The organism is Pseudarthrobacter albicanus (assembly GCF_018224015.1).
Lineage (GTDB): Bacteria > Actinomycetota > Actinomycetes > Actinomycetales > Micrococcaceae > Arthrobacter > Arthrobacter albicanus.
The window spans coordinates 85,394-105,929 of record NZ_JAGPOT010000011.1 but is presented as its reverse complement, the minus strand read 5'-3'; the positions used below and the strand labels follow the sequence as shown (position 1 = coordinate 105,929).

The window sequence follows — 20,536 nt, the reverse complement described above, 5'->3', positions numbered from 1 at the left end:
ACCCGGCCACGTCGCCTGCGTCGCCGGGAACTAGAGCTGCAACTCCCACGGTGGCCCGCTATTCTCAACTAATGTCCCCCGATCGCTACCTTGCCGAGCTGGCCACCAGCCTCGACCGTCTCAGCACGCTGGCGCGCCAGCAAGACGAAATACTGAGCCGTTCTGTTCCGGCTTGCCCGGGCTGGACACTCGATGGGCTTTTCGGGCACCTCGGTTCCATCGAACGGTGGGCAGCCAAAGTGGTTCTTGAGGGGAAGTTCGTCGAGGAACCGGCCCCGCCGGCCAAGGGCGCCACGGCATGGTTCCTCGACGGCGTGAACACCTTCCTCGGGACAATGGCTGCGCTTGATCCCGAGACACAGTGCTGGAACTTTGGGCCGCCCCCGCGCAAAGCCGGGTTCTGGCTTCGGCGCCAGGCACACGAACACGCCATCCACCTCGTCGATGCCTGCCAAGCATCAGATCTGGAGGCCCCCGCTCCCGGAGAGGACTTCCTGCTCGACGGAATCGACGAGGTCCTGGCAATATTCGCCCCACGCCAGCTGCGGCTGGAGCGGATGCCGCGCCCACAAGGGGCCGTGACCTTCCACGTACCCGGGGCCACCAGCTGGACACTTGGCCACGGGCCAGCGACGGCATCGATTACCGCCCCATTGCACGGAATGTACCTGGGCCTATGGGGCCGCTCCAACCTCGTCGACACCGCAGTCATCGAAGGTGACGCCGGCCTTGCACTCCGCGTCCTGCAAGGCCCACTCACACCCTGAGCCAGCCCGTCAGAGAGGGACGCCGTTCCTGTTGACATTCGCGGGCCTCTGCAGAATTGGCAACGAGGGCGGCGCCTGACCTGGACCTGCCCTAGACCTTTGACCAGACGGCGACCCAGGCTACCTGTACGTGGCCGGCCGCCGTCGGCAGGGGGCAGTCTGGCAGGCATGATTCGGTCTGCAGGATGTAATGCATGGGCTTGACCGGCGTGCCGGTAGTGACGGATCCGATCGAGGTCCCATCGAGGAAGAACACGACCCGTCCCGCAGTCCATTCCGTGGTGGCCGTATGCCACGACGCAAAGAGCGCGTTCGACTGGACGACATCAAAGACGTTCTGGGTCGACCCGCTCCGATGCACTGCACCAAAGAATGTTCCGGCGAGGTCGCCTTCAGGGTAATCAAGCTCTCCATCCATTGGCCACACACCGCTATCGGGCCACATCAGCCACGCTGTCTTGAACCCCTTGAGCGAGTCGGCTTTGAAGCGCACGGAGTACCGCCCGTACAGCTGGCTGTTGGGACGATGCGGGCCCGCGCTTGTATTCGCGATAATTGGGGCCGGGGCGGCACCCATCGAGATGCCGTTTTCGGAGTGGAGATACCAGTCCAGAACGCCGTTCTTCACGCTGAGGACCTTCGAGGGGTAGTAACCGGATTTGCCGCCGCTCACCTGTCCGGCCGTATCGGGCGTTCCGTCGCCATAGCCCGGGCTCCATTTCGCGCTGTAGGCCGGCCCGGGGAATGCCCCGACGGGGACATCGCCGTGTGTGAAGTCCCCGGCGAAGACCTGCCGCCACCCGGGCAGATCTCCTACGGGCATTCGCTCCTCGGGCAGGGGGCCGCTGTCTCGGCCGGGAGCCGCGGGGTTCGCGGGTGTCGGATCGGCGGTCGTTGCAGGACCAGGAGCCGTCGTCGCCGTGGCACCCGGCGAGGCCGACGCGGCGGGCCCCGGGGCGGACGGCACTGCGGGAGTCGGGCCCGACGAGACGCCTCCGGCCCCGGCAGTGCCCGCATCACAGCTCGCAACCGGGACGGCCAAGGCGATGACACAGGCGAGCGTCATGAGCATGCGCGTGCGGTGTCTGCCACGGCTTCGCCGTGTGATGTGGTGCAGGAACAGTGGAGGCATCGGTCCTCCTTCAGAATCAACGGCCATTGGAAGGGCGGTTTGTTGTCACAGAAGAAACGGCGGTCGTGGAATCGTCCGGTGGTGTCTTGGCCGGCCGTCCACATCCGTTCCCTACGAGCGCGGACCCGTCCAATCCACCGAATGATACCGGTGCCCAGGAACCTTGAATAGGGGGTCGTCTTCCCTCCAACAAGCGCCCGGAATTTAGCCTGCGCTGCGTGTCACGCCTTGGTGAGCCGTTCGTCCCGTACAGAGGTGGTGATGTTCGACTGCAGCCGCCACGCCCAGTAACCGCCGAAAGCAAGGACGGCCAGGAAAACTACGGCGACGGCGGCGCTGACGATCTTGAACCAGAGCGGTGCCCGGCGGCAACTGAGGACGTGAGGCGGACCTTGCAGGCAATCGGGGCTGCCTGGCACTTCGCGGAGCCTGGCTGCGACACACTGCGTGGGCGCAGGCTTCGGCGGGCTGCAATGCCATGATCGGGGGATGAGCATCTCTACTTACAAGACCCCCGTCCACCGTTCCGGCGTGCGCCTGGCCGTGATGGTCGTTGTTGGACTGGCCGTCGCCCTGCTGGTCGGGATTTTCGGGTCCTGGGCCTATGCCCCGGCCCTGGGGTGGGCCGCCGCGTCCCTGACCTATCTGATCTGGGTGTGGTCCGTCGTCGGGCGCCTGGACGCCGCCGGCACGGCCGCCCACGCCCAAGCCCGCGGTGAGGATCCCGGCCGGGTCGTGTCGGATGTGCTGGTGCTCGCGGCGACCATGGGCAGCTTCGGCGGCGTCGCATTGATCCTGTTGGAGGCGGGTTCGGCCCAAGGCGGACTGAAAGCGGCCATCATCGCCCTGGCTCTCGGCAGCGTCACCCTGTCCTGGCTCCTGGTGCATACCGTTTTCACGCTCCGGTACGCCACCATCTACTACGGGGAACACGGCGGAGTGGACTTCAACGAAAAGAAGCCGCCACGGTACGCGGACTTCGCATACCTCGCCTTCACCATCGGCATGACCTTCCAGGTCTCCGACACGGACCTGACCACCGACGCCATCCGGTACACCGCACTCCGCCAGGCCCTGCTCTCCTACGTCCTGGGCGCCATGGTGCTCGCTACCGTCATCAACCTCGTCTCCGGCCTCGTTCACTGACCCGGACCCGCTCCGACACCGGAACTGCTGGCTCAGTCCGCCTCACGACACTGCCCGGCCGGATCATCGCGGCCGCACGTACCATGCGCAAATTCCGCGAATTGGGTTTCCATGTAGATACCCCTGACCTAGGTACCGCACCCCAAAACGGCGCCGCCAGCGCCTGCGTCTGCAAGGATGGAATCATGTCAGCTACTTACGATGTCGTGATTGTCGGCGGCGGTATCGCCGGCCTGTCCCTCGCCTCGGCGCTGGCCGGTCAATGCAGCGTCGCGCTGGTGGAAGCCGAGCAGACGCTCGGGTACCACAGCTCCGGGCGCTCGGCCCGGCAGCTGATTCCCAGCTACGGGCCTCCCCTGGTCCAGGAGCTGACGCTGCGCACGCTCGAACTGATCGCCGCCCTGGACGGCACCCGGCCGGAACCGGTGCTCTCCCCGCGCAGCTTCATGCTGATCGGCGACGACGACTCCGTCCGCGAGCGGGCCAGCGGCCACATGCACCCGATCACCCACGCCCGGGCCATGGAGCTGTGCCCGGTGCTGAATCCGGACGCCTTCAGCGCGGCGGGCCTGGACACCGGCTCCTATGCCTGCGACGCGCCCCAGCTGCTGGAGGACCACCGCGAGCGCGCCGAGGCCGGCGGCGTGGACATCATCACCGGCGCCGGGGTCCACTCGGCCCAGCGCCTCGGCTCCGGCTGGGAGCTCGGTGCCGGCCAGGAAGGCTTCCAGGCCGGCACCGTGGTCAATGCGGCCGGCGCCTGGGCTGACCAGCTGGCCGTCCTCAGCGGGGTGGAGAAGCTCGGGCTCCAGCCGTACCGGCGGACGGCGGCCACCGCCGACGTCGACCGTCCCCTCCCCGCGGCCACCCCCATGGTGGCGGCCGCCGACGACAGTTTCTATTTCCGGCGCGACGGCGCACGGGTCCTGATCTCGCCCTCGGAGTCCGTGCCCAGCGGCCCCGAAGACGCCCAGCCGTACCCGGGCGACGTCGAGGCGCTGATCGCACGGCTCAACACCCTGACCACGCTCGGGATCCGCGGCGTCCACAAGGCGTGGACGGGCCTGCGGACCCAAGCCGCCGACGGCCTGCCCGTCGTGGGGTTCGACGCCGAAGCCACCGGGTTCTTCTGGCTGGCCGGCCAGGGCGGTTACGGGTTCCAGACGTCCTCCGCCCTCGCCGAGCTCGCCGCCGGGATGATCCTCGCCGGGCAGGGCGCTGCGCCCCCGGCGGGAGCCGCCCAGGCGCGCGGTCCGGCATCCCGGACGGCGGAGGCGCTGGCCGCGACCCGGTGGTCCATCCGGCGCTGAAGAATGGACCCATGAGTACCCTGATCACCAACATCGCCGAACTGATGACCCAGGACGCGGACCGCCGCGTCCTCCGTGACGCGGCGGTGGTGATCGAGGGCGAGCGGATTTCCTGGCTCGGGGCGGCGGCGGAGGCGCCCGCCGCCGATGAGGCCGTGGACGCGGGCGGCCGCGCCCTCCTGCCGGGCTGGGTCGATTCGCACACCCACCTGATCTTCGCCGGGGACCGCACGGCCGAGTTCGAGGCCCGGATGGCGGGAGAGGGCTACAGCGCCGGCGGTATCGCCGTGACCACCGGCGCCACCCGCAGCACCGGGGATTTCGACCTCACCCGGCTCGCCATGGGCCGCGTGGCCGAGGCCGTCTCGCAGGGCACCACCTACCTGGAGACCAAGACCGGGTACGGCCTGGACGTGGAGAACGAGGCCCGCAGCGCCCGCATCGCCTCCACCGTGGTGGATGAGGTGACCTATCTGGGCGCGCACCTGGTGCCCGCCGGGATGGACGCCGAGGAATACACGTCGCTGGTGTGCGGGCCCATGCTCGCCGCCGTCCGACCCTACGTCCATTGGGCGGATGTCTTCTGCGAGCGGGGCGCCTTCAACGAAGACCAGTCCCGCCGCGTGCTCCAGGCCTGCACGGATGCCGGGCTCGGGCTGCGCGTGCACGGCAACCAGCTCGGCGAGGGTCCCGGCGTGCAGCTCGCGGTCGAATTCGGCGCCGCGAGCGTGGACCACGTGAACTACCTCGCCGCCGCGGACATCGACGCCCTGGCGGGCAGCTGGGCCGGCTGGGACCCGGCTTCGGGCACGGGCGGCTCCGCGGGTCCCGGCGGGCGGGGAACCGTCGCCACGTGCCTGCCGGCCTGCGACCTCTCCACCCGCCAGCCGCTGGCTCCCGGCCGGGCGCTGCTCGACGCCGGCGTGCAGCTGGCACTGGCGTCCAACTGCAACCCCGGCACCTCCTACACGAGCTCGATGGCGTTCTGCGTCACCACCGCCGTGCTCCAGATGCGCCTCAGCGTCCACGAGGCCGTCCGCGCCGCGACGTACGGCGGCGCGCTGGCGCTGCGCCGGGAGTCCGGGAACGACGTCGACGGCGAACGTGCCGTGGGCTCGATCGCCGTCGGGCACCGCGCGGACCTGCACCTGCTCAACGCGCCCTCCGCCACCCATCTGGCCTACCGGCCCGGCATCCCGCTGACCCACGCCGTCTGGCGGGCCGGCGTCCGCGCCCGCTGACCCCTTCCATCCCGCCGCGGCGGGACCGGTCCCGCCGCCCCATTTCCGGAAGCGCAAGTCCTTGTGAAAGGGTGGGAGTCTTAATATGAAACGGATCGGATTTCTGTCCTTCGGCCACTGGCGTGACGTCCCCGGTTCGCACGTTCGTTCCGCCCGGGACTCCCTCCTGCAGGCGATCGAGCTGGCCGTGGCCGCGGAGGAAGTCGGCATCGACGGAGCGTACTTCCGCGTCCATCACTTCGCCGAGCAGCAGGCCTCGCCGTTCCCCCTGCTCGGCGCGATTGCCGCCCGCACTTCCCGGATCGAGATTGGCACCGGGGTCATTGACATGCGATACGAGAACCCCCTCTACATGGCTGAGGAGGCCGCCGCCGTCGACCTCATCAGCGGAGGCCGGCTGCAGCTGGGGGTCAGCCGCGGTTCGCCCGAAACAGTGCTGGCCGGCTACGAGGCCTTCGGGCATCTCCCTGCCGGGAGCGAGTCCGACGCCGACATGGCGCGCCGGCACACGCAGCGCTTCCGGGACGCCATCTCCGGAGCGGGCATTGCCAGGGCCAATCCGCAGGTCAGCGGGCATAGCGGGCTGGTCCCGCTTCAGCCGCTGTCACCGACGCTCCCCGAGCGGATCTGTTGGGGTGCGGGAAACCGTGCCAGTGCCCGCTGGGCCGGGCAGCAGGGCATGAACCTCATGTCCTCGACCCTGCTGACGGAGGACACCGGGGTTCCCTTCGACCAGTTGCAGGCGGAGCAGATCGCCGGCTTCCGGGAGGCCTGGGCAGCCGCCGGCCACCCGCGCACGCCGCGGGTGTCCGTATCGCGGAGCATCATTCCGCTGATCGACGACGAATCGCGGCGGTACTTCGGGCTGCGTGCGCAGGCCGATGCCCGGGACCAGGTGGGATACCTCGACGGCGGGCTGGCCCGTTTCGGGCGCAGCTACCTCGGTGAACCCGGCCGCCTGGTTGAGGAGCTCGCCCGGGACGCGGCCGTGGCCGCGGCGGACACCTTGCTCGTCACCGTCCCGAACCAGCTCGGCGTGGACTTCAACGTCCGTCTGCTCGAGTCGATTTCCCGCGACCTCCGCCCCGCCCTGGGATGGGATTGACGCCTTGACGGGCCGCGGCTCAGGAGAATACGGCGATGCCGTAGACCGCGAAGACCACGAGATGGGCGGCGCCGTGCATCGCTGTCACCTTCTTGGAAGCAAGCGTTGTCACCGAAAGCATCAACGTGACGCCGAGGAGTAGCAGGTCGGCCGGGGACTCCGCTAGCACGACGGCCTGACCGGTAAGGCTGCCGGTGATGAGGACGGCGGGAATGGTCAGGCCAACCGTGGAGACCAGGGCGCCATGGCATAGATTGCTGACACGCTGGATCTCGCCCTGCAGCGCTGCGCGGACTGACGTGATCGACTCGGGCAGGAAAACAATCATGGCGATCAGAATGCCGGAAAGCGCCACCGGCGCACCGACGCGCCCGAGCCCGTCGTCCAGGAGCGTGGCCATGTCGTGCGAGAGCAGCACGATGGGCAAGACCGTCACGATCAGCAACGCAATCCGCAGCAATACCTCGGAACGATGCTCGGCGATGACCTGGGTGATGCTGCGGCGGCCCTGCTCGGAGGCGACGCTGCCACGTGCGCCCGGACCGGCGGCGAAGCGTGGATCGACTTCCCGGAAGTCGTCGGCTTGCCTGCCCATCTGCCGGTAGAGGAAGAAGGCATACAGGGCGAGGGTCAGCACGATGATGGGGATCGCCTGCCCCGGCCTGTAGGAGCCGTCACGCCCGATCAGGGCCGGCAGGGCAAAGGCCAGCGAGGCGAGAACGACGAGCAGGGCCAGATAGGCGGAGGTGCCGGTGCGGTTGTGGCCCAGATTGCCGTGCTTGATCGCCCCGACGAGAAGACAGAGCCCGATCACCGCATTGAGAATAATCATCGATACGGCCATCACCGAGTCCCGGGCGATGGTGGTGTGCTCCCCGGGCCCCAGCATGACGGCGGAAATGAGCACCACCTCGATCAGCACGATCGAGAGGGTGAGGACCAGGGAGCCGTAGGGATCACCAAGCCGGTGGGCGAGATGTTCGGCCTCATGGACCACCCCGAAGGCGCAGACCAGAACGACGCCGACGATGAACACCAGGCCGGTGACCAGCAGCCAGGCGGGGACGGGTGGCGCAAGGAGGGGGTGGGCAAACACCAATCCGAGGACGGCGCCCCAGCCGACCACGAGGCGCACAATGGCGATGGGCGTGACAATGGATCGCGCAGTAGAGGAAAACACGGGTTGAACCCCATTTCACGGGGCCGTCCCCACATCGATCGAAACGAACGGGCCGTCCCGTCCGTAGCGCTGGTGTCACACTCTGCCGGTCATGCTACTGCAGGCCCACCCCTTGCGGCCTTCCAAGATCGAACCACAGAATTCGTCGTTCCGGGTACACCCTTGCCTCCAAGCCGCCGGAGTATCATGCGAGGGGCGGCGCCAATGAAGGCTGCCGCCTTGAGGTTCCGATCCGCAGAACGGTGGTGGTGTTGTGTCCTGGACCCAGGTATCGGACGTTGCGCAGCTCAATGAGGCCCTGGCCTCGGGCGCCAAGGAGATTGAAATCTCCGGAACGTTGAAGGGGATGCCCTCGGTGACCCTGCCGCCCGGGTGGCCCTGCGCGGCGGGGAGCTGGTCTTCGGGGCCAAGGGCCTGCGGCTGACCAGCGACAACACGGTCGGGAACATCACGGTGCGCACCTCGGCGCACGAGCTCGCCATCTACAACGACCACACCGTGGAGGACCTGGGCACGCTGCGGCTGGCGAACGTCACCAGCCACGGGCAGGTCTACCTCAGCGCGGAGGGCAGCGTCCGTGCCGGCCGGATCGAGGCCGACGGCGTGCACGTGGCCGAGGCGGACACGCGCGGCCGGGCGGACCGGCCCACCGGGTTCGGCGTCGAGGCGCTGCAGGGCGCCTTCACCCTCTGGAACCGGCAGCCGGACGCCGCCGTCGTGCTCACCGCACGGCTGGAGAACATCTCCGCGGGCAGCGCGGGGGCCCCGGTGCGCGGCGGCGGCGTGTTCGTCGGCGGGCACGGGGACAGGGCGGGCACGGCCGACGGCGGCGCCGTCACGCTGGAGCTGCTCTCCACCGGGGACGTCTACTCCGACGGCGGCATCGCCCCGGGCACCCCGGACCTGATCAGCGGCGGTGTCTTCATCATCAGCGGCGCCCATGCCGCGGACGTGCTGAATCTCGGCACCACCACCACGTACGGCCAGAACGACATGGTGCTGGATAACTGGGGTGCGGTGGAGAACTGGACGGCCAAGGCCAAGGTCACCTCGCACGGCCCCAGCGGCATCGGCTTCGTCAACTTCGGCGACATCGGCGTGCTCACGGTTGAGGCGCCCATCGAAACCACCGGCCTGGGCGCCCGCGGCTTCAACGTCTACGACGGCTCCCTGAGCGAGGCCGTGTTCGACTCGATCACCACCCGCGGCGACGGGTCCGTGGGGGTGCAGGTCAGCCGCGAGCTGCCCAGGCTGACCATCAAGGGCAGCCTGTCCACCTCCGGCGGCACCGGCGAAAGCCTGGTCAAGGGCGTCCTGATGCCTCTGGCGGCCATCGCCCTGAGCGTGAAGCCCACCGGGCGGATCGGCTCCGTGGACATCGGGGCGGACATCTCCACCGACGGCGACAGCCTGGCCACCGTGGACCTGGAAGGGCCCGTCGGATCACTGGCCGTGGGCGGGAAGATCATCGCCAACGGCGCCGGCGCCACGGCCGTGCGGATCGCCGGCGTGGCGGGGCCCAGCCTGGACGGCCTGACACTGGAGGCCCCCAACGGCCAACCCCTGGCCGCCGGATAGACACCGGAACTAAACGACGGCGGCCCGGCACCCTTCACGCGAAGGGCACCGGGCCGCGACGCGAAGTTGCCAGGCCGCAGGCAGACGTGCGAACTTGGAGGGGGACCCGGACAGGGTTTCCCGGACGATGGGTGCCGTACCCGGTGTGCGACAAGACGGCCCGTAGGAGACGTAATGTCATGGGTTGTTTTGGTGTTTTCCGGCGTTCTCGAAGCGGTGTGGGCTACGGCCCTGGGTAAATCCGAGGGATTCAGCCGGCCTGTTCCCTCTGCGGTGTTCATCGTGGCCCTGACGGCAAGCATGCTGGGGTTGGCGTATGCCATGCGGGAGCTTCCCCTGGGGACGTCGTACGCCGTATGGGTGGGAATCGGCGCTGTGCTCACCGTCGTGTATGCGATGGTTACCGGTGCGGAGCCCGTCTCGGCGCTGAAGGTCCTGTTTCTGGCAATGATCGTCGGCGGCGTCGTGGGGCTCAAGGCCATTCATTAGGGCTGAAGGGCCGTGAATGTCCCGGAAGCCGCGGGCCTGGTGCGGGGGCATCCCGGCGGCGGCCGCTCCCTCAGTCTTCGAGGTAGGCGGGCGTGAACAGCAGGGTCAGGCCCTCGGCCATGGTCGGGTGGGTGATGATGGCGTCGCGCACGGCGGTGTATTCCAGCCCGGCCAGCATCGCCATCTGCACCACGGCAATGGTTTCGCTGGCTTCGGTGCCCAGCAGGGCCGCGCCGAGGATCTTGTTGGTGTCCCGGTCGATGACCGCCTTCCAGGCCCCTTCCAGATGGCCCACGGTCCGGGCCCGGGGGATGGCCGTGACCGGCATTTTCGCGATGCGGACGTTGTGGCCGGCGTCCCGGGCCTGCCGCTCGCCCAGGCCCACGCGGCCGAGTTCCGGGGTGGTGAAAACACTGTACGGAATCAGCCGGCCGACGGTGCTGCGCGGCTGCCCGGTGCCGTTCTTCGCCGCCAGGTTGGTCTGCAGCACGCGGTAGTCGTCGTAGGAGGCATGGGTGAACTGGGCGGTGCCGGCGGCGTCCCCGGCGGCCCACACGCCGTCGGCGGTGGTGTGAAGGTATTCGTCGACCCTGATGAAGCCCCGGTCGTCACGTTCCACGCCGGCAGCTTCGAGGTTTATGCCCTCGGTCATGGGCTTACGGCCCACCGCCACCAGAATGTCATCGGCGGTCACGGTGTCACCGGAGGAGAGCGTGAGCGTGACGGTTCCGTCGGCGGCGCGGGCGATCGATTGTGCCCTGGCCCCCAGCCGCAGGGTGATGCCGGCGTCCGTGAAGTTCTGCTCGATGGCGGCCGCGATGTCCTTGTCCTCGCGGGCGAGCAGCTGGCCGCCGCCCTGGACGATGGTGACTTTTACGCCGATGGTGTTGAGCAGGTCCGCGAATTCGCAGCCGACGTATCCGCCGCCGAGAATGATGATGCTCCCCGGCAGGGATTCCAGCTCCAGCAGGGTGTTGCTGGTCTGCACGCCGGACTCCGCCAGGCCGTCGATGGGCGGCAGCAGCGGTTCGGTGCCCAGGTTCAGTACGACGTCGGTGCCGCGCAGGGTGCGCACGCCGCCGTCGTTCACGGTCACCTCGACCGTCCGGGGTCCGGTGAACTTCGCCTCACCCTGGATGAAGTCCATGCCGGAGCCGGTGAAGGCGGAGAACTGGCCCCTGACCATGGTCTCGACGACGTCCTCCTTGCGGTGGCGCAGCAGTGTGAGGTCCATCCGCGGGTCCTCGGCCCCGGAAATGCCGAATTCTCCGGCCCGGCGGATCGTGTCCAGGACCCGGCCGCTGTTGATGAGGGTCTTGGTGGGGATGCACGCCACGTTGATGCAGGTGCCCCCGATCATCGAGCGTTCGATCATGGCTACGGTCCTGCCGGCCCTGGCCAGGTCCATCGCGACGGTCTTTCCGGCCTTCCCTCCGCCGACGACGAGCAGGTCAACGTCCTCAATCTCCATGCGTTCCTCCTTGGGCCAAGGCCTCCAATGTAGCCGTCGGACCCAGCGTACCCGCCGGGGGCGCGCGCCCGGTCCTTGCCGCGAACCCTTAGAAAAACATCGGCGGGGCGTCCAGGACGGTCTCGTCCACGCGGCGGTCCTCCCACTGGCTGAACGGCTTGTCGAGCTCGTACTTGCCGCGGGCGGTGCGCAGCAGGGTCCGGACCTCGGCATTGTCGGGGTTGTTCAGGGACTCGAAATACTCCACGGACCAGTGGAACCAGCGCATGCAGAACAGCCGCATGGTCAGTCCGTGCGTCACGAACAGCGCGTTCGGGGCATAGCCGGGTTTGGACCAGTGCCGGTGCAGGGTCTCCATGAACGAGGAAATCCTGTCGTAGACATCGGAGCCGGACTCGCCTTCGCGGAAGCGGTAGAAGAAGTGGCCGTAGGCGTTGCGGAGCTCCTTCTGGTCCTCGATGTCGTCGGCGATCTGGAAGTTGGCCCAGTCCTGTTCCCGCAGTCGGGGCTCTTCGATGACGCGCTCGATCAGGGGCCCCAGGTTGAGGGCCTCGAGGGTCTGGTAGGCCCGGAGGTACGGGGAGACATAGACGCACACCTGGCGCCCGTCCAGTTGCAGGCGGACCTGCTCGCCGGCCGCCGTGGCCTGTTCGACGCCGAGCGGAGTCAGGGGGATCCGGTAATCCGGCACCCGGTTGTAGATCGAGGTGTCGGCGTTGGCGGCGGACTGGCCATGCCGGATCATGATGATTTTCCCGGGCGCACTCATAAGCTCCAAGCATAGGGCCGGCCGGGGCGCCAGCCCCGGAAGAGCCGGGGATCAGGCAACTACCGGCAAGTGCGGGCAAGATGGGAACATGTTGGTTCCCTCCCGCCGTCGGCTGCGGCTAGAAGTATGGATTGTGCTGGGGCTGTCGCTGGGGCAGTCGGCGGTGTACTCGGTGGTCCAGTTGCTGGACAAGCTGACCAAGGCGCCGCTGGCGCAGGGGACGTCCACGCTGAACCGCTCGCAGAGCAGCCGTGAGTACTTCGACCTCACGTACCAGCTGCTGGACATCGTCTTCGCCCTGGTCCCGGTGGTCCTGGTGATCTATTTCCTCAGCGAACACCGGGCCGGCCTGCCCGGAAGCAGCCGTCACGGCGCCACGGCGTTCCGGAAGCTGGGCCTGGATTTCGCCAGGCCCGGCAAGGACGCGCTGCAGGGGCTGGGGCTGGCCGCCCTGATCGGGATTCCGTCCCTGGGCCTGTACGCCGCCGGCCGCGCCCTCGGCATCACGACGGCGATCATCCCCAGCGCGCTGGACTCCTATTGGTGGACTGTCCCGGTGCTGGTGCTGTCCGCGGTCCGGCACGGGATCGTGGAGGAGGTGATCGTCGTGGGCTACCTGCTGGACCGGCTCCGCAAATTCGGCTGGAGCATGCCCGCGGCGATCTTCGTCAGTTCCATGCTGCGCGGCAGCTACCACCTGTACCAGGGCTTCGGGCCCTTCATCGGCAACGCGGTGATGGGAGTGGTCTTTGCCCTGGTCTACACGCGGACCCGGCGGGTGATGCCGCTGGTCATCGCGCACGCCATCCTGGACACCGTGGCCTTCGTCGGATTCAGCCTCTTCGGGAAGGCGATCGGCTTGGGCTGAGGAGGGGGCTGAGGGGCGGGCCGCGAAGGAGGCATTAAAAGAATTCGGCCGCCATCAGTGGGTGGCGTCAGTGGCACCCGCTGATGGCGGCCGAAGGGTTGGGCGGCGGGAGCGTCAGATGGTGACGGCTCCGGTTGCCGTTTCGAAGGTGACGGACAGGATGCCCGGCGTGCCGCGGGGGGCCAGCCAGTTCACGGCAACGTCTTCCAGCGGCTTCTCCACCGGCACACCCAGCCACTCGGTGACGCGCTCTGCTGAGCCGGCGATCGTGAGGGCGGACATCTTGACGTTGCTCGGGTAGGCGTTGGACGGGTGAAGTTCCGGATCGCCTTCCCACTTGAGCATGTAGGGGACCTGCGGATCCGCGATGAGGCCCAGGATGCCGATCTGCTTCCAGACCAGCTCACGGCCGTCCGGGAACTTCCGGTTGCCGTTGACCGCGGCGCGGCCAAGGCGTTCCTCGAAGGGTGCCAGGTCGTCGACCTCGACACACCAGCCCATCCAGCCGCCGCCCGCTTCCGAGCGGGCGCGGACTGCCTGGCCAAAGGGGGCCTTGTCGGAAGCCGGATGGTTCAGGGCCTCCACGACCTCCAGATACTTGTGTCCCGCGAGCGGGATAATCATGTTGCGGGTCCCGAATCGGGGATGTACTCCGCCCTTCACGGCTTCGACGCCGAGGGCGGACGCAATTCGTTCGGTGGTGGCTGCCAAGCCATCGTGTTCACAGGCGTAAGAGACATGATCCATGCGCATGCCATCATCTTGGCACTTTGTGATGGGGCTCTCAGCTTAGGGGGCCCTAACCGTGGTGGGATGTCCTGCTGGGATTTCCTGGGGGAACCGCAGCGCCTTCATCTTCGTCATAAAGCTATCCAGGGCGGCTGCGGCGTTCCTAGACTGAAGCCAGGTCATGAGTGCCAGCGCACAGCCCCGGCTTGCTGGCCGGCAACCCTCGTATCGCGGTGGGGTGCCCCGGGTGAAGACCTGGCCGTCCGGCGCCCGCCGGAGGGCAAGCGCGGCGCCTCTGCCGTCCCGGCGATGAGCCCAGGGCGGCCTGTGCCCGGTCCCCTGAGGAGCTGTTCCGATGTCCAACGCCTGGTCCTTCGAAACCCGCCAGATCCACGCCGGCCAGGAGCCGGACAGCGCCACCGGCGCGCGGTCACTGCCCATCTACCAGACGACGTCGTTCGTCTTCCCCAGCGCCGAGAGCGCCGCCAACCGCTTCGCGCTGGCCGAGCTCGCCCCCATCTACACCCGGATCGGGAACCCGACCCAGGACGCGGTGGAGCAGCGCGTGGCCAGCCTCGAAGGCGGCCTCGCCGCCCTGCTGCTCAGTTCCGGCCAGGCCGCGGAGACCTTCGCGATCCTCAACGTTGCCGAAGCCGGCGACCACATCGTGGCCAGCCCCAGCCTCTACGGCGGAACCTACAACCTGCTGGCCCACACGCTGAAGAAGTTCGGCATCTCGGTCACCTTCGTGGCGGACCCGGACAACCTGGAGCAGTGGCGCGACGCCGTGAAGCCCAACACCAAGCTGTTCTTCGGCGAGGTGGTGTCCAACCCGCGCCAGGACGTGCTGGATATCGAAGGCGTCTCGAAGGTGGCGCACGAGGCCGGCGTGCCGCTGATCGTGGACAACACGCTGTCCACCCCGTACCTGATCCGCCCGATCGAGTGGGGCGCGGACATCGTGGTCCACTCCGCCACCAAGTACCTCGGCGGCCACGGCGCCGCGATCGCCGGCGTGATCGTGGACTCCGGCAACTTCGACTTCGGCAAGGACCCGGAACAGTTCCCCGGTTTCAACACCCCGGACCCCACCTACAACGGCCTGGTCTACGCCCGGGACCTCGGGGCGGACGGCGCCCTGGGCGCGAACCTCTCCTACATCCTCAAGGCCCGCGTCCAGCTCCTGCGCGACCTCGGCTCTGCCGTCTCCCCGTTCAACGCCTTCCTCATCGCCCAGGGCATCGAGACCCTGAGCCTGCGCGTGGAGCGCCACGTCGCCAACGCCACCAGGGTGGCCGAGTGGCTGGAGGCAAGGGACGACGTCGAATCCGTCGCCTATGCGGGGCTGCCGTCCAGCCCCTGGTACGAGCGCGGCCGCAAGTACGGGCCCAAGGGCACCGGCGCCGTCGTGTCGTTCAACCTCGCCGGCGGAGCGGAGACGGGCAAGCGCTTCGTCGACGCGCTCGAGCTGCACTCGCACGTGGCCAACATCGGCGACGTGCGCTCCCTGGTCATCCATCCGGCGTCGACCACCCACAGCCAGCTGTCGCCGGAACAGCAGGCAGTGGCGGGCGTGACGCCGGGGCTCGTGCGGCTCTCGGTGGGACTGGAACACATCGACGACATCCTTGAGGACCTCGACGCCGGATTCCGGGCGGCCAAGAGCGGCTGAGGTCCGTTGGTTACCGGCGTCCCTGCCTTCCCGGGGGCGCCGGCGGGGCGCCGGCGCCCCCATCGGACGCCGGGAGTCACATGGGCGTCACAATCTTCGTCATTCAGGCGCCTTCTTTCGTAAACTCGTTGAAGGTCATGAGTGCCAGCGACAGCCCCGGCTTGCTGGCCGGCAACCCTCCTTTTGCGGCGGGGTGCCCCGGGTGAAGACCTGGCCTGCCGGTCAGCTGCCGGCGGGCAAGCGCGAAGTTAGGTCCTCACATGACAATTGCCATCACCCGCAGCGGGGCCTCCGGAACCGGGCCATCCCAGCATGCAGCCGAAAGAACAGCCGGGAGAACTTCCCCCGTGCCGCCTGAAATGCCCAGCCCCCCGACAAGTGAAGCCGCGGCGGCGGATCCCCGGACATTGGATCCCCGGACGGTGGAATCGGAGGCCGTGGAATCGGGGACCGTGCCCGACGGGACCGTCCGGTTCCTGCCGATCGGTGACCTCGAGCTTGAATCCGGAGCCCGGCTGCCGGATGTCGTCCTCGGCTACGAGACATGGGGGACGCTCAACGCGGACGGCTCCAACGCGGTGCTGATCGAACACGCGCTGACCGGGGACACCCACGTGACCAGGGGAGCCAGCGAGGAACCGGGCTGGTGGGAGCAGCTCGCGGGACCAGGCGCCCCCGTGGACACGGACAAGTACTTCGTGGTTTCCGTCAACATGCTGGGCGGCTGCTACGGCTCCACCGGGCCCTCGACGCCGGCGCCGGACGGCCGGCCCTGGGGCTCGCGGTTCCCGCTGGTCACCCTGCGGGACACCACCGCGGCCGAGGCCAGGCTTGCCGACGCCCTGGGCATCCGCAGCTGGTACGCCGTGGTGGGCGGTTCCCTCGGCGGCGCACGGGCCCTGGAGTGGGCTGTCAGCTACCCGGGCCGGGTCCGGCGCTGCGCCGTGATTTCAGTCGGTGCGAGCAGCACGGCCGAACAGATTGCCTTCGCCCAGGCCCAGACCCTGGCCATCCGCCAGGACCCCCACTTCAACGGCGGCGATTACTACGGCGGCCCGGAACCGGAGTCAGGCCTGGCCCTGGCGCGCCGCATCGCGCACATCACCTACCGTTCCGCGGCCGAGCTGGACGGCCGGTTCGGCCGTAATGCCCAGGCCGCCGAGGCGCCGCTGGAAGCCGGGTCGCTGGCCGGGCGCGGACGCTACCAGGTGGAAAGCTACCTCGACCACCAGGGCAACAAACTCGTCCGGCGCTTCGACGCCAACAGCTACATCGCCATCACCGAGGCCCTCATGAGCCACGACGTCTGCCGCGGACGCGGCACCCTCGCGGCATCCCTGGCGCCGGCCACGGCCGACTTCCTGGTTGCCGCGGTGGACTCGGACCGGCTGTACTTCCCCGCCCAGTCCCGCGAACTCGCCGATGCGCTGCCTGGCGAGGTCCCGCTGCACGTGATCGAGGCGCCGATCGGCCACGACGGCTTCCTGACCGAAATCGGCCAGCTCAGCGAACAGTTCCGGCAGAACTTCTTCGGCTGACATGGGGCGTCCTCCTGGACGCCGCCTCCGGCCCGGACGCCGGAACTGCGCTGGCGGGTCAGCCCTTCATGATCTCCGCGCGCTGGGCCATGTAATCCTCCATGGCGAGCTCGCCGTTGCTGTACCGCTGGTCCAGTTCGGCGAGCTTGCGCGCCCGGTACCCCTGCGGGCCCGACGGCGGCGGAGGAACCGCGGGCGCTGACGGCTGTCCCGCTGACGGCTGTCCGGCCGGGCGCTGCCCTGACACGGGAGGACTGTTCAGGTACCCGGGGCTGTCCTCATAGGGGACCGGGGCGCCGTAGCCCTGCTGGTCCGGGGTCACGGGCCGGCCGGGGCCGCCGGCCTGCCGGAAGCCGCCGCTGAAGTAGTCCTGCTGGGTGTAGCCGTCCCGCGGCTGCTTGTCCTGGCCGGGAAACTGCCCCGGATACCCGCCGGGAAACTGCCCCGGATACCCGCCGCCCAGCTCGTTCGGAAACCCGCCGGGCATGCCCCGGTCCTGGTTGCGGCGGCGGACCGATTTCCGGTAGAGGCGCAGCGCCGTGGGTACCACGAAGGACAGGACGATGATCCAAAAGAACAGACTGTTCACGGTGCCGCGCCTCTCAAGTGTTTCCCTCCAGCTTATGCCCGGACCCGCTCAGGACCGCACGGGCACCTCGGCGCCCGGGGGTCCCTCGCCCGAGCCCAGGGGGACGCCTGGGCCGAACACCGGACCCGGCAGGGGGCGCTTGGCCGTGACGCCGTCCCCGGTGGAGCGGTGCCGCAGCCGGCGGACCACCCAGGGGACGAAGTAGTCCTTCGCCCAGACGAGGTCCTCGGACCGGGCTTCGCGCCAGCTGCGCTGCGGCAGGGGCTTGGGCGAGAGCGGCTCCAGGGTGTGCTGGACGTTGAGCGAATCCAGCACCATGGCCGCGATCGTGTGGTGGCCCAGCGGAGAAAAGTGCAGGCGGTCCGCATCCCACATCTGCGGGTCGTTCAGTTGCCGCAGGGACCACATGTCCGCAATGACGGCGTCATGGCGGGCGGCGATGGTGCGGAGGTTCTCGTTGTAGATGGCCACCTTGCTGCGGATCCGGCCCAGCACCGTGGAACCGGTGTCGGGGCCGTTGAAGAGGACCACCGTGGCACCGCCCAGGCCCAGGATCTGCACCACCGAGTCCAGCTTCTCCGCCAGCGCATCCGGGTCGCCACCGGGACGGATCAGGTCATTCCCGCCGGCCGAGAGGGTGATCAGATCCGGTTTGAGGGACAGGCAATGGGCCAGCTGCTGGTCAACGACCTGCTGCAGGAGCCGGCCCCGGACCGCCAGGTTGGCATAGGCGAAGTCATTGTGGCCGCGGCTGAGTTCCTCAGCCATCCGGTCCGCCCAGCCCCGGTGCCCGCCCGGGCTGGCCGGCTCCGGGTCCCCGATGCCTTCCGTGAAGGAATCCCCGAGGGCCACATAGCGGGTCCACGGGTGGGTTACGACGCTCCCGGGGGAATTCTCCATGGCTTCGGTCTCGCTCACCTTCATATCCTGCACTCTTCAGGCAAAGCTACGCCACCGCAACTTGTTACCGATGGGTAACTGTAAGAATGGTTCCATGACTCTTGCCGATGCCTTCCCCGCCCCCGTTGTCCTGTGGTCCAAGTCCGAGGAAGCCAGGGCCGGCAAACCGCTCCTGGTCCTGCTGCACGGCTACGGCGCCAACGAGCAGGACCTGCTCAGCCTGGCGGACATGCTGCCCGGGGAGTTCGCGGTGGCTTCCGTCCGTGCGCCCCTGGTCTCCGGGGCGGGCTTCACCTGGTTCCCGCTGACCGGCACCGTTGACTACTCGCTCGACGCCGTCAAGGCAGCCGCCGGGTACGCCCAGGCCTGGATCGACTCCGTCAAGGCCAACCACCCCTCGGTGACGCTGCTCGGCTTCTCCATGGGCATGGCCATGGCCACGACGCTGCTGCGGCAGCGCCCGGCGGACTTCACCGCCGTCGTCGGGCTGTCAGGGTTTGCCGTCGACGCCGGGGACGACCCGAGCTTCCGCGACCACGAACTGGAGGGGACGGTGCCGCTGTTCTGGGGCCGGGACCAGCAGGACCCGGTGATCACGCCGGACAAGATCGAGTACACGATGGGCTGGGTCCGCAAGCATGTGAAGCTCACCAAGGTGCTGTATTCCGGAATGTGGCACGGCATCAACCAGCAGGAAATGGGCCATGTGTCCGAGTTCCTCACCCACGAGGTCCTCAACAAGTAGGCCTCCGCCCGCGCCCCCACCGCGGCTCCGCCCGCCGGAGTGCTAGGAACCGGCTGGCGTGCTGATCCGCACGGTCCGGCCGCTGACAGTGACGGTGTCGCCGTCGTGGAGCTGGCGGCCGCGGCGGTCATCGATCTCGCCGTTGACCTTCACGAGGCCGTTCCTGATCAGCTCCGCCGCCTCCACACCGTCCTCCACGAGGCCGGCAAGCTTCAGCAGCTGGCCCAGGCGGATCATGTCGTCGCGGATGGGGACCTCTTCAATTTCCGGGTTGCTCATAGAGCAATAATGCCTGACGTAAGGTGTCACGAATGACCCATCCTGCACGCCTCCCGCTGCTCGCGGGCCTGCTCCTGGCCGTGGCAGCCGGGCTGTTCATCCCCGTCCAGGGGCGCATCAACGGAGCGCTCGGGGCGGCGTTGGCGGACGGCATCGGAGCCGCAGTGGTCAGCTTCACCACCGGGCTGGTCCTGATGATCGTCATTTCCCTGCTCCTGCCGAAGGGCCGGGCGGGGCTGGCCCGGATCCTGCCGGCCGTCCGGGAACGCCGGTTTCCGCCCTACTATGTGCTGGCCGGCTGCATCGGGGCTTTCTTCGTCTTTGCGCAGTCCTTCACGGTGGGGCTGCTGGGCGTCGCCCTGTTCACCGTCGCCACGGTGACCGGCCAGACCGTCAGCGGCCTGCTGGTGGACCGGATCGGGATCGGGCCCGCCGGCAAGAAGCGCGTCACCGGCATCCGGGTCATCGGGTGCCTCCTGACCATCGCCGCCGTCGCCTGGGCCGTGTCCCCGCGCCTCGCCGGACCGGCGGCGGCCGGCGGCGGGCACGACGGCGGATCCGGTACCGGAGCGCTGCTGGCCACCATCCTCCTGCCCGTGCTGGCCGGCTTCCTGATGAGCTTCCAGCAGGCCATGAACGGCACCGCCACGGTCCACTACGGCACGCCCATCGCCGCCACGCTGGTGAACTTCGTCACCGGCACGGCCCTGCTGTGGATCGCCTGGCTGATCAAGCTCGGCGTCGCCGGTGCGGGCAACGGCCTCCCGGGCCAGTGGTGGTACTACCTCGGCGGCCCGATGGGCGCGATTTTCATCGGCGTCGGCGCCCTGCTGGTCCGCAGCCTCGGGGTGCTGGTCACGGGCCTGGGGATGATCGCCGGCCAGCTGCTGGGGTCCCTGGCGCTCGACGTCGTCCTGCCCGTGCCCGGGACCGTGGTGGCGCCGCCCACGGTCCTCGGCACCATCCTGACGCTCGCCGCCATAGTCCTCGCCACCCTGCCCTGGCCCAAGGGGGCCCTGAAGCGGTAG

Annotated in this window: 21 protein-coding genes and 3 riboswitches; of the genes, 12 read left to right on the top strand and 9 right to left on the bottom strand. The window is 68.7% G+C overall.

What is annotated here, in order from left to right:
- Positions 1–71: 71 nt before the first annotated feature.
- Positions 72–767, top strand: coding sequence for a maleylpyruvate isomerase family mycothiol-dependent enzyme (locus J9611_RS04350; protein WP_211878027.1), 696 nt, complete (start codon positions 72–74; stop codon positions 765–767).
- Between the two features lie 91 nt (positions 768–858).
- Here the strand turns inward: J9611_RS04350 and J9611_RS04345 are convergent, their stop codons facing one another.
- Complete coding sequence (locus J9611_RS04345; RefSeq protein ID WP_246527354.1) at positions 859–1,590, bottom strand: glycoside hydrolase family 16 protein; 732 nt, start codon at positions 1,588–1,590, stop codon at positions 859–861.
- 530 nt (positions 1,591–2,120) lie between these two features.
- Positions 2,121–2,318: a hypothetical protein gene (locus J9611_RS04340; protein ID WP_211878025.1), complete on the bottom strand. Its 198-nt coding sequence runs from the start codon at positions 2,316–2,318 to the stop codon at positions 2,121–2,123.
- Between the two features lie 70 nt (positions 2,319–2,388).
- On the opposite strand from J9611_RS04340, the gene J9611_RS04335 reads away from it, so the two are divergent.
- The 4 genes from J9611_RS04335 to J9611_RS04320 all read left to right on the top strand — a co-directional run bounded on the left by J9611_RS04335 (position 2,389) and on the right by J9611_RS04320 (position 6,701).
- On the top strand, positions 2,389–3,045 hold the full coding sequence (locus J9611_RS04335; protein ID WP_211878023.1) for a DUF1345 domain-containing protein: 657 nt from the start codon (positions 2,389–2,391) through the stop codon (positions 3,043–3,045).
- A gap of 185 nt (positions 3,046–3,230) precedes the next feature.
- Positions 3,231–4,355: an NAD(P)/FAD-dependent oxidoreductase gene (locus J9611_RS04330; RefSeq protein ID WP_211878021.1), complete on the top strand. Its 1,125-nt coding sequence runs from the start codon at positions 3,231–3,233 to the stop codon at positions 4,353–4,355.
- An 11-nt stretch (positions 4,356–4,366) separates the two neighbouring features.
- Entirely contained in the window at positions 4,367–5,596 is a 1,230-nt protein-coding gene (locus J9611_RS04325; protein WP_211878019.1) for an amidohydrolase family protein, read from the top strand.
- A gap of 85 nt (positions 5,597–5,681) precedes the next feature.
- On the top strand, positions 5,682–6,701 hold the full coding sequence (locus J9611_RS04320) for an LLM class flavin-dependent oxidoreductase (protein ID WP_211878017.1): 1,020 nt from the start codon (positions 5,682–5,684) through the stop codon (positions 6,699–6,701).
- A gap of 19 nt (positions 6,702–6,720) precedes the next feature.
- Here the strand turns inward: J9611_RS04320 and J9611_RS04315 are convergent, their stop codons facing one another.
- The gene (locus tag J9611_RS04315; protein ID WP_211878015.1) at positions 6,721–7,881 is read right to left on the bottom strand and encodes a calcium:cation antiporter; all 1,161 of its coding nucleotides are present in this window, start codon (positions 7,879–7,881) and stop codon (positions 6,721–6,723) included.
- A gap of 372 nt (positions 7,882–8,253) precedes the next feature.
- Between J9611_RS04315 and J9611_RS04310 the strand changes: the two genes are divergently transcribed.
- Together J9611_RS04310 and J9611_RS04305 are read left to right on the top strand one after the other, a co-directional pair.
- Positions 8,254–9,459: a hypothetical protein gene (locus tag J9611_RS04310; protein WP_211878013.1), complete on the top strand. Its 1,206-nt coding sequence runs from the start codon at positions 8,254–8,256 to the stop codon at positions 9,457–9,459.
- Positions 9,460–9,557: 98 nt separating this feature from the next.
- Positions 9,558–9,624, top strand: a riboswitch (guanidine-III (ykkC-III) riboswitch).
- A gap of 9 nt (positions 9,625–9,633) precedes the next feature.
- The gene (locus tag J9611_RS04305; protein ID WP_211878011.1) at positions 9,634–9,948 is read left to right on the top strand and encodes a DMT family transporter; all 315 of its coding nucleotides are present in this window, start codon (positions 9,634–9,636) and stop codon (positions 9,946–9,948) included.
- Positions 9,949–10,018: 70 nt separating this feature from the next.
- On the opposite strand, the gene J9611_RS04300 is transcribed toward J9611_RS04305, so the two are convergent.
- Together J9611_RS04300 and J9611_RS04295 are read right to left on the bottom strand one after the other, a co-directional pair.
- Entirely contained in the window at positions 10,019–11,419 is a 1,401-nt protein-coding gene (locus J9611_RS04300; RefSeq protein ID WP_211878008.1) for a dihydrolipoyl dehydrogenase family protein, read from the bottom strand.
- Positions 11,420–11,507: 88 nt separating this feature from the next.
- Positions 11,508–12,188, bottom strand: coding sequence for a histidine phosphatase family protein (locus J9611_RS04295; protein ID WP_246527353.1), 681 nt, complete (start codon positions 12,186–12,188; stop codon positions 11,508–11,510).
- Between the two features lie 88 nt (positions 12,189–12,276).
- Between J9611_RS04295 and J9611_RS04290 the strand changes: the two genes are divergently transcribed.
- Complete coding sequence (locus J9611_RS04290) at positions 12,277–13,056, top strand: CPBP family intramembrane glutamic endopeptidase (RefSeq protein ID WP_211878006.1); 780 nt, start codon at positions 12,277–12,279, stop codon at positions 13,054–13,056.
- Positions 13,057–13,170: 114 nt separating this feature from the next.
- Here J9611_RS04290 and J9611_RS04285 read toward each other — a convergent pair whose 3' ends face one another.
- The gene (locus tag J9611_RS04285; protein ID WP_211878004.1) at positions 13,171–13,809 is read right to left on the bottom strand and encodes a VOC family protein; all 639 of its coding nucleotides are present in this window, start codon (positions 13,807–13,809) and stop codon (positions 13,171–13,173) included.
- 153 nt (positions 13,810–13,962) lie between these two features.
- Positions 13,963–14,078: riboswitch (SAM riboswitch) on the top strand.
- A gap of 62 nt (positions 14,079–14,140) precedes the next feature.
- Between J9611_RS04285 and J9611_RS04280 the strand changes: the two genes are divergently transcribed.
- Both J9611_RS04280 and metX read left to right on the top strand, forming a co-directional pair.
- Positions 14,141–15,457, top strand: a complete 1,317-nt coding sequence (locus tag J9611_RS04280; RefSeq protein ID WP_211878002.1) for a bifunctional o-acetylhomoserine/o-acetylserine sulfhydrylase — start codon at positions 14,141–14,143, stop codon at positions 15,455–15,457.
- A gap of 133 nt (positions 15,458–15,590) precedes the next feature.
- Positions 15,591–15,706: riboswitch (SAM riboswitch) on the top strand.
- A 173-nt stretch (positions 15,707–15,879) separates the two neighbouring features.
- Positions 15,880–16,995: a homoserine O-acetyltransferase MetX gene (gene metX / locus J9611_RS04275; protein WP_307857015.1), complete on the top strand. Its 1,116-nt coding sequence runs from the start codon at positions 15,880–15,882 to the stop codon at positions 16,993–16,995.
- Between the two features lie 58 nt (positions 16,996–17,053).
- Here metX and J9611_RS04270 read toward each other — a convergent pair whose 3' ends face one another.
- Both J9611_RS04270 and J9611_RS04265 read right to left on the bottom strand, forming a co-directional pair.
- Positions 17,054–17,584: a hypothetical protein gene (locus J9611_RS04270; RefSeq protein WP_211878000.1), complete on the bottom strand. Its 531-nt coding sequence runs from the start codon at positions 17,582–17,584 to the stop codon at positions 17,054–17,056.
- Between the two features lie 48 nt (positions 17,585–17,632).
- Positions 17,633–18,508, bottom strand: a complete 876-nt coding sequence (locus J9611_RS04265; RefSeq protein ID WP_372447759.1) for an SGNH/GDSL hydrolase family protein — start codon at positions 18,506–18,508, stop codon at positions 17,633–17,635.
- Between the two features lie 70 nt (positions 18,509–18,578).
- Between J9611_RS04265 and J9611_RS04260 the strand changes: the two genes are divergently transcribed.
- Positions 18,579–19,229, top strand: a complete 651-nt coding sequence (locus J9611_RS04260; protein WP_211877998.1) for an alpha/beta hydrolase — start codon at positions 18,579–18,581, stop codon at positions 19,227–19,229.
- A gap of 42 nt (positions 19,230–19,271) precedes the next feature.
- Here J9611_RS04260 and J9611_RS04255 read toward each other — a convergent pair whose 3' ends face one another.
- Positions 19,272–19,508 carry an RNA-binding S4 domain-containing protein gene (locus J9611_RS04255; RefSeq protein WP_211877996.1) on the bottom strand — a complete coding sequence of 79 codons (237 nt, stop codon included), beginning with the start codon at positions 19,506–19,508 and terminating at the stop codon, positions 19,272–19,274.
- Between the two features lie 32 nt (positions 19,509–19,540).
- Here J9611_RS04255 and J9611_RS04250 point away from each other — a divergent pair, with 32 nt between their 5' ends.
- A complete protein-coding gene (locus J9611_RS04250; RefSeq protein WP_211877994.1) occupies positions 19,541–20,536 on the top strand; it encodes a DMT family transporter in 996 nt (331 codons plus the stop codon).

What these genes read in the sequence shown, in the direction of transcription:
- J9611_RS04265 (WP_372447759.1), bottom strand. Translation starts at nt 18,508, where the DNA reads ATGAAGGTGAGCGAGACCGAAGCCATGGAGAATTCCCCCGGGAGCGTC.
- J9611_RS04250 (WP_211877994.1), top strand. Translation starts at nt 19,541, where the DNA reads ATGACCCATCCTGCACGCCTCCCGCTGCTCGCGGGCCTGCTCCTGGCC.
- J9611_RS04330 (WP_211878021.1), top strand. Translation starts at nt 3,231, where the DNA reads ATGTCAGCTACTTACGATGTCGTGATTGTCGGCGGCGGTATCGCCGGC.
- J9611_RS04295 (WP_246527353.1), bottom strand. Translation starts at nt 12,188, where the DNA reads ATGAGTGCGCCCGGGAAAATCATCATGATCCGGCATGGCCAGTCCGCC.
- J9611_RS04255 (WP_211877996.1), bottom strand. Translation starts at nt 19,508, where the DNA reads ATGAGCAACCCGGAAATTGAAGAGGTCCCCATCCGCGACGACATGATC.
- J9611_RS04335 (WP_211878023.1), top strand. Translation starts at nt 2,389, where the DNA reads ATGAGCATCTCTACTTACAAGACCCCCGTCCACCGTTCCGGCGTGCGC.
- J9611_RS04305 (WP_211878011.1), top strand. Translation starts at nt 9,634, where the DNA reads ATGTCATGGGTTGTTTTGGTGTTTTCCGGCGTTCTCGAAGCGGTGTGG.
- J9611_RS04325 (WP_211878019.1), top strand. Translation starts at nt 4,367, where the DNA reads ATGAGTACCCTGATCACCAACATCGCCGAACTGATGACCCAGGACGCG.
- J9611_RS04350 (WP_211878027.1), top strand. Translation starts at nt 72, where the DNA reads ATGTCCCCCGATCGCTACCTTGCCGAGCTGGCCACCAGCCTCGACCGT.
- J9611_RS04260 (WP_211877998.1), top strand. Translation starts at nt 18,579, where the DNA reads ATGACTCTTGCCGATGCCTTCCCCGCCCCCGTTGTCCTGTGGTCCAAG.
- J9611_RS04320 (WP_211878017.1), top strand. Translation starts at nt 5,682, where the DNA reads ATGAAACGGATCGGATTTCTGTCCTTCGGCCACTGGCGTGACGTCCCC.
- J9611_RS04300 (WP_211878008.1), bottom strand. Translation starts at nt 11,419, where the DNA reads ATGGAGATTGAGGACGTTGACCTGCTCGTCGTCGGCGGAGGGAAGGCC.
- J9611_RS04345 (WP_246527354.1), bottom strand. Translation starts at nt 1,590, where the DNA reads ATGCCCGTAGGAGATCTGCCCGGGTGGCGGCAGGTCTTCGCCGGGGAC.
- J9611_RS04285 (WP_211878004.1), bottom strand. Translation starts at nt 13,809, where the DNA reads ATGCGCATGGATCATGTCTCTTACGCCTGTGAACACGATGGCTTGGCA.
- J9611_RS04280 (WP_211878002.1), top strand. Translation starts at nt 14,141, where the DNA reads ATGTCCAACGCCTGGTCCTTCGAAACCCGCCAGATCCACGCCGGCCAG.
- J9611_RS04290 (WP_211878006.1), top strand. Translation starts at nt 12,277, where the DNA reads ATGTTGGTTCCCTCCCGCCGTCGGCTGCGGCTAGAAGTATGGATTGTG.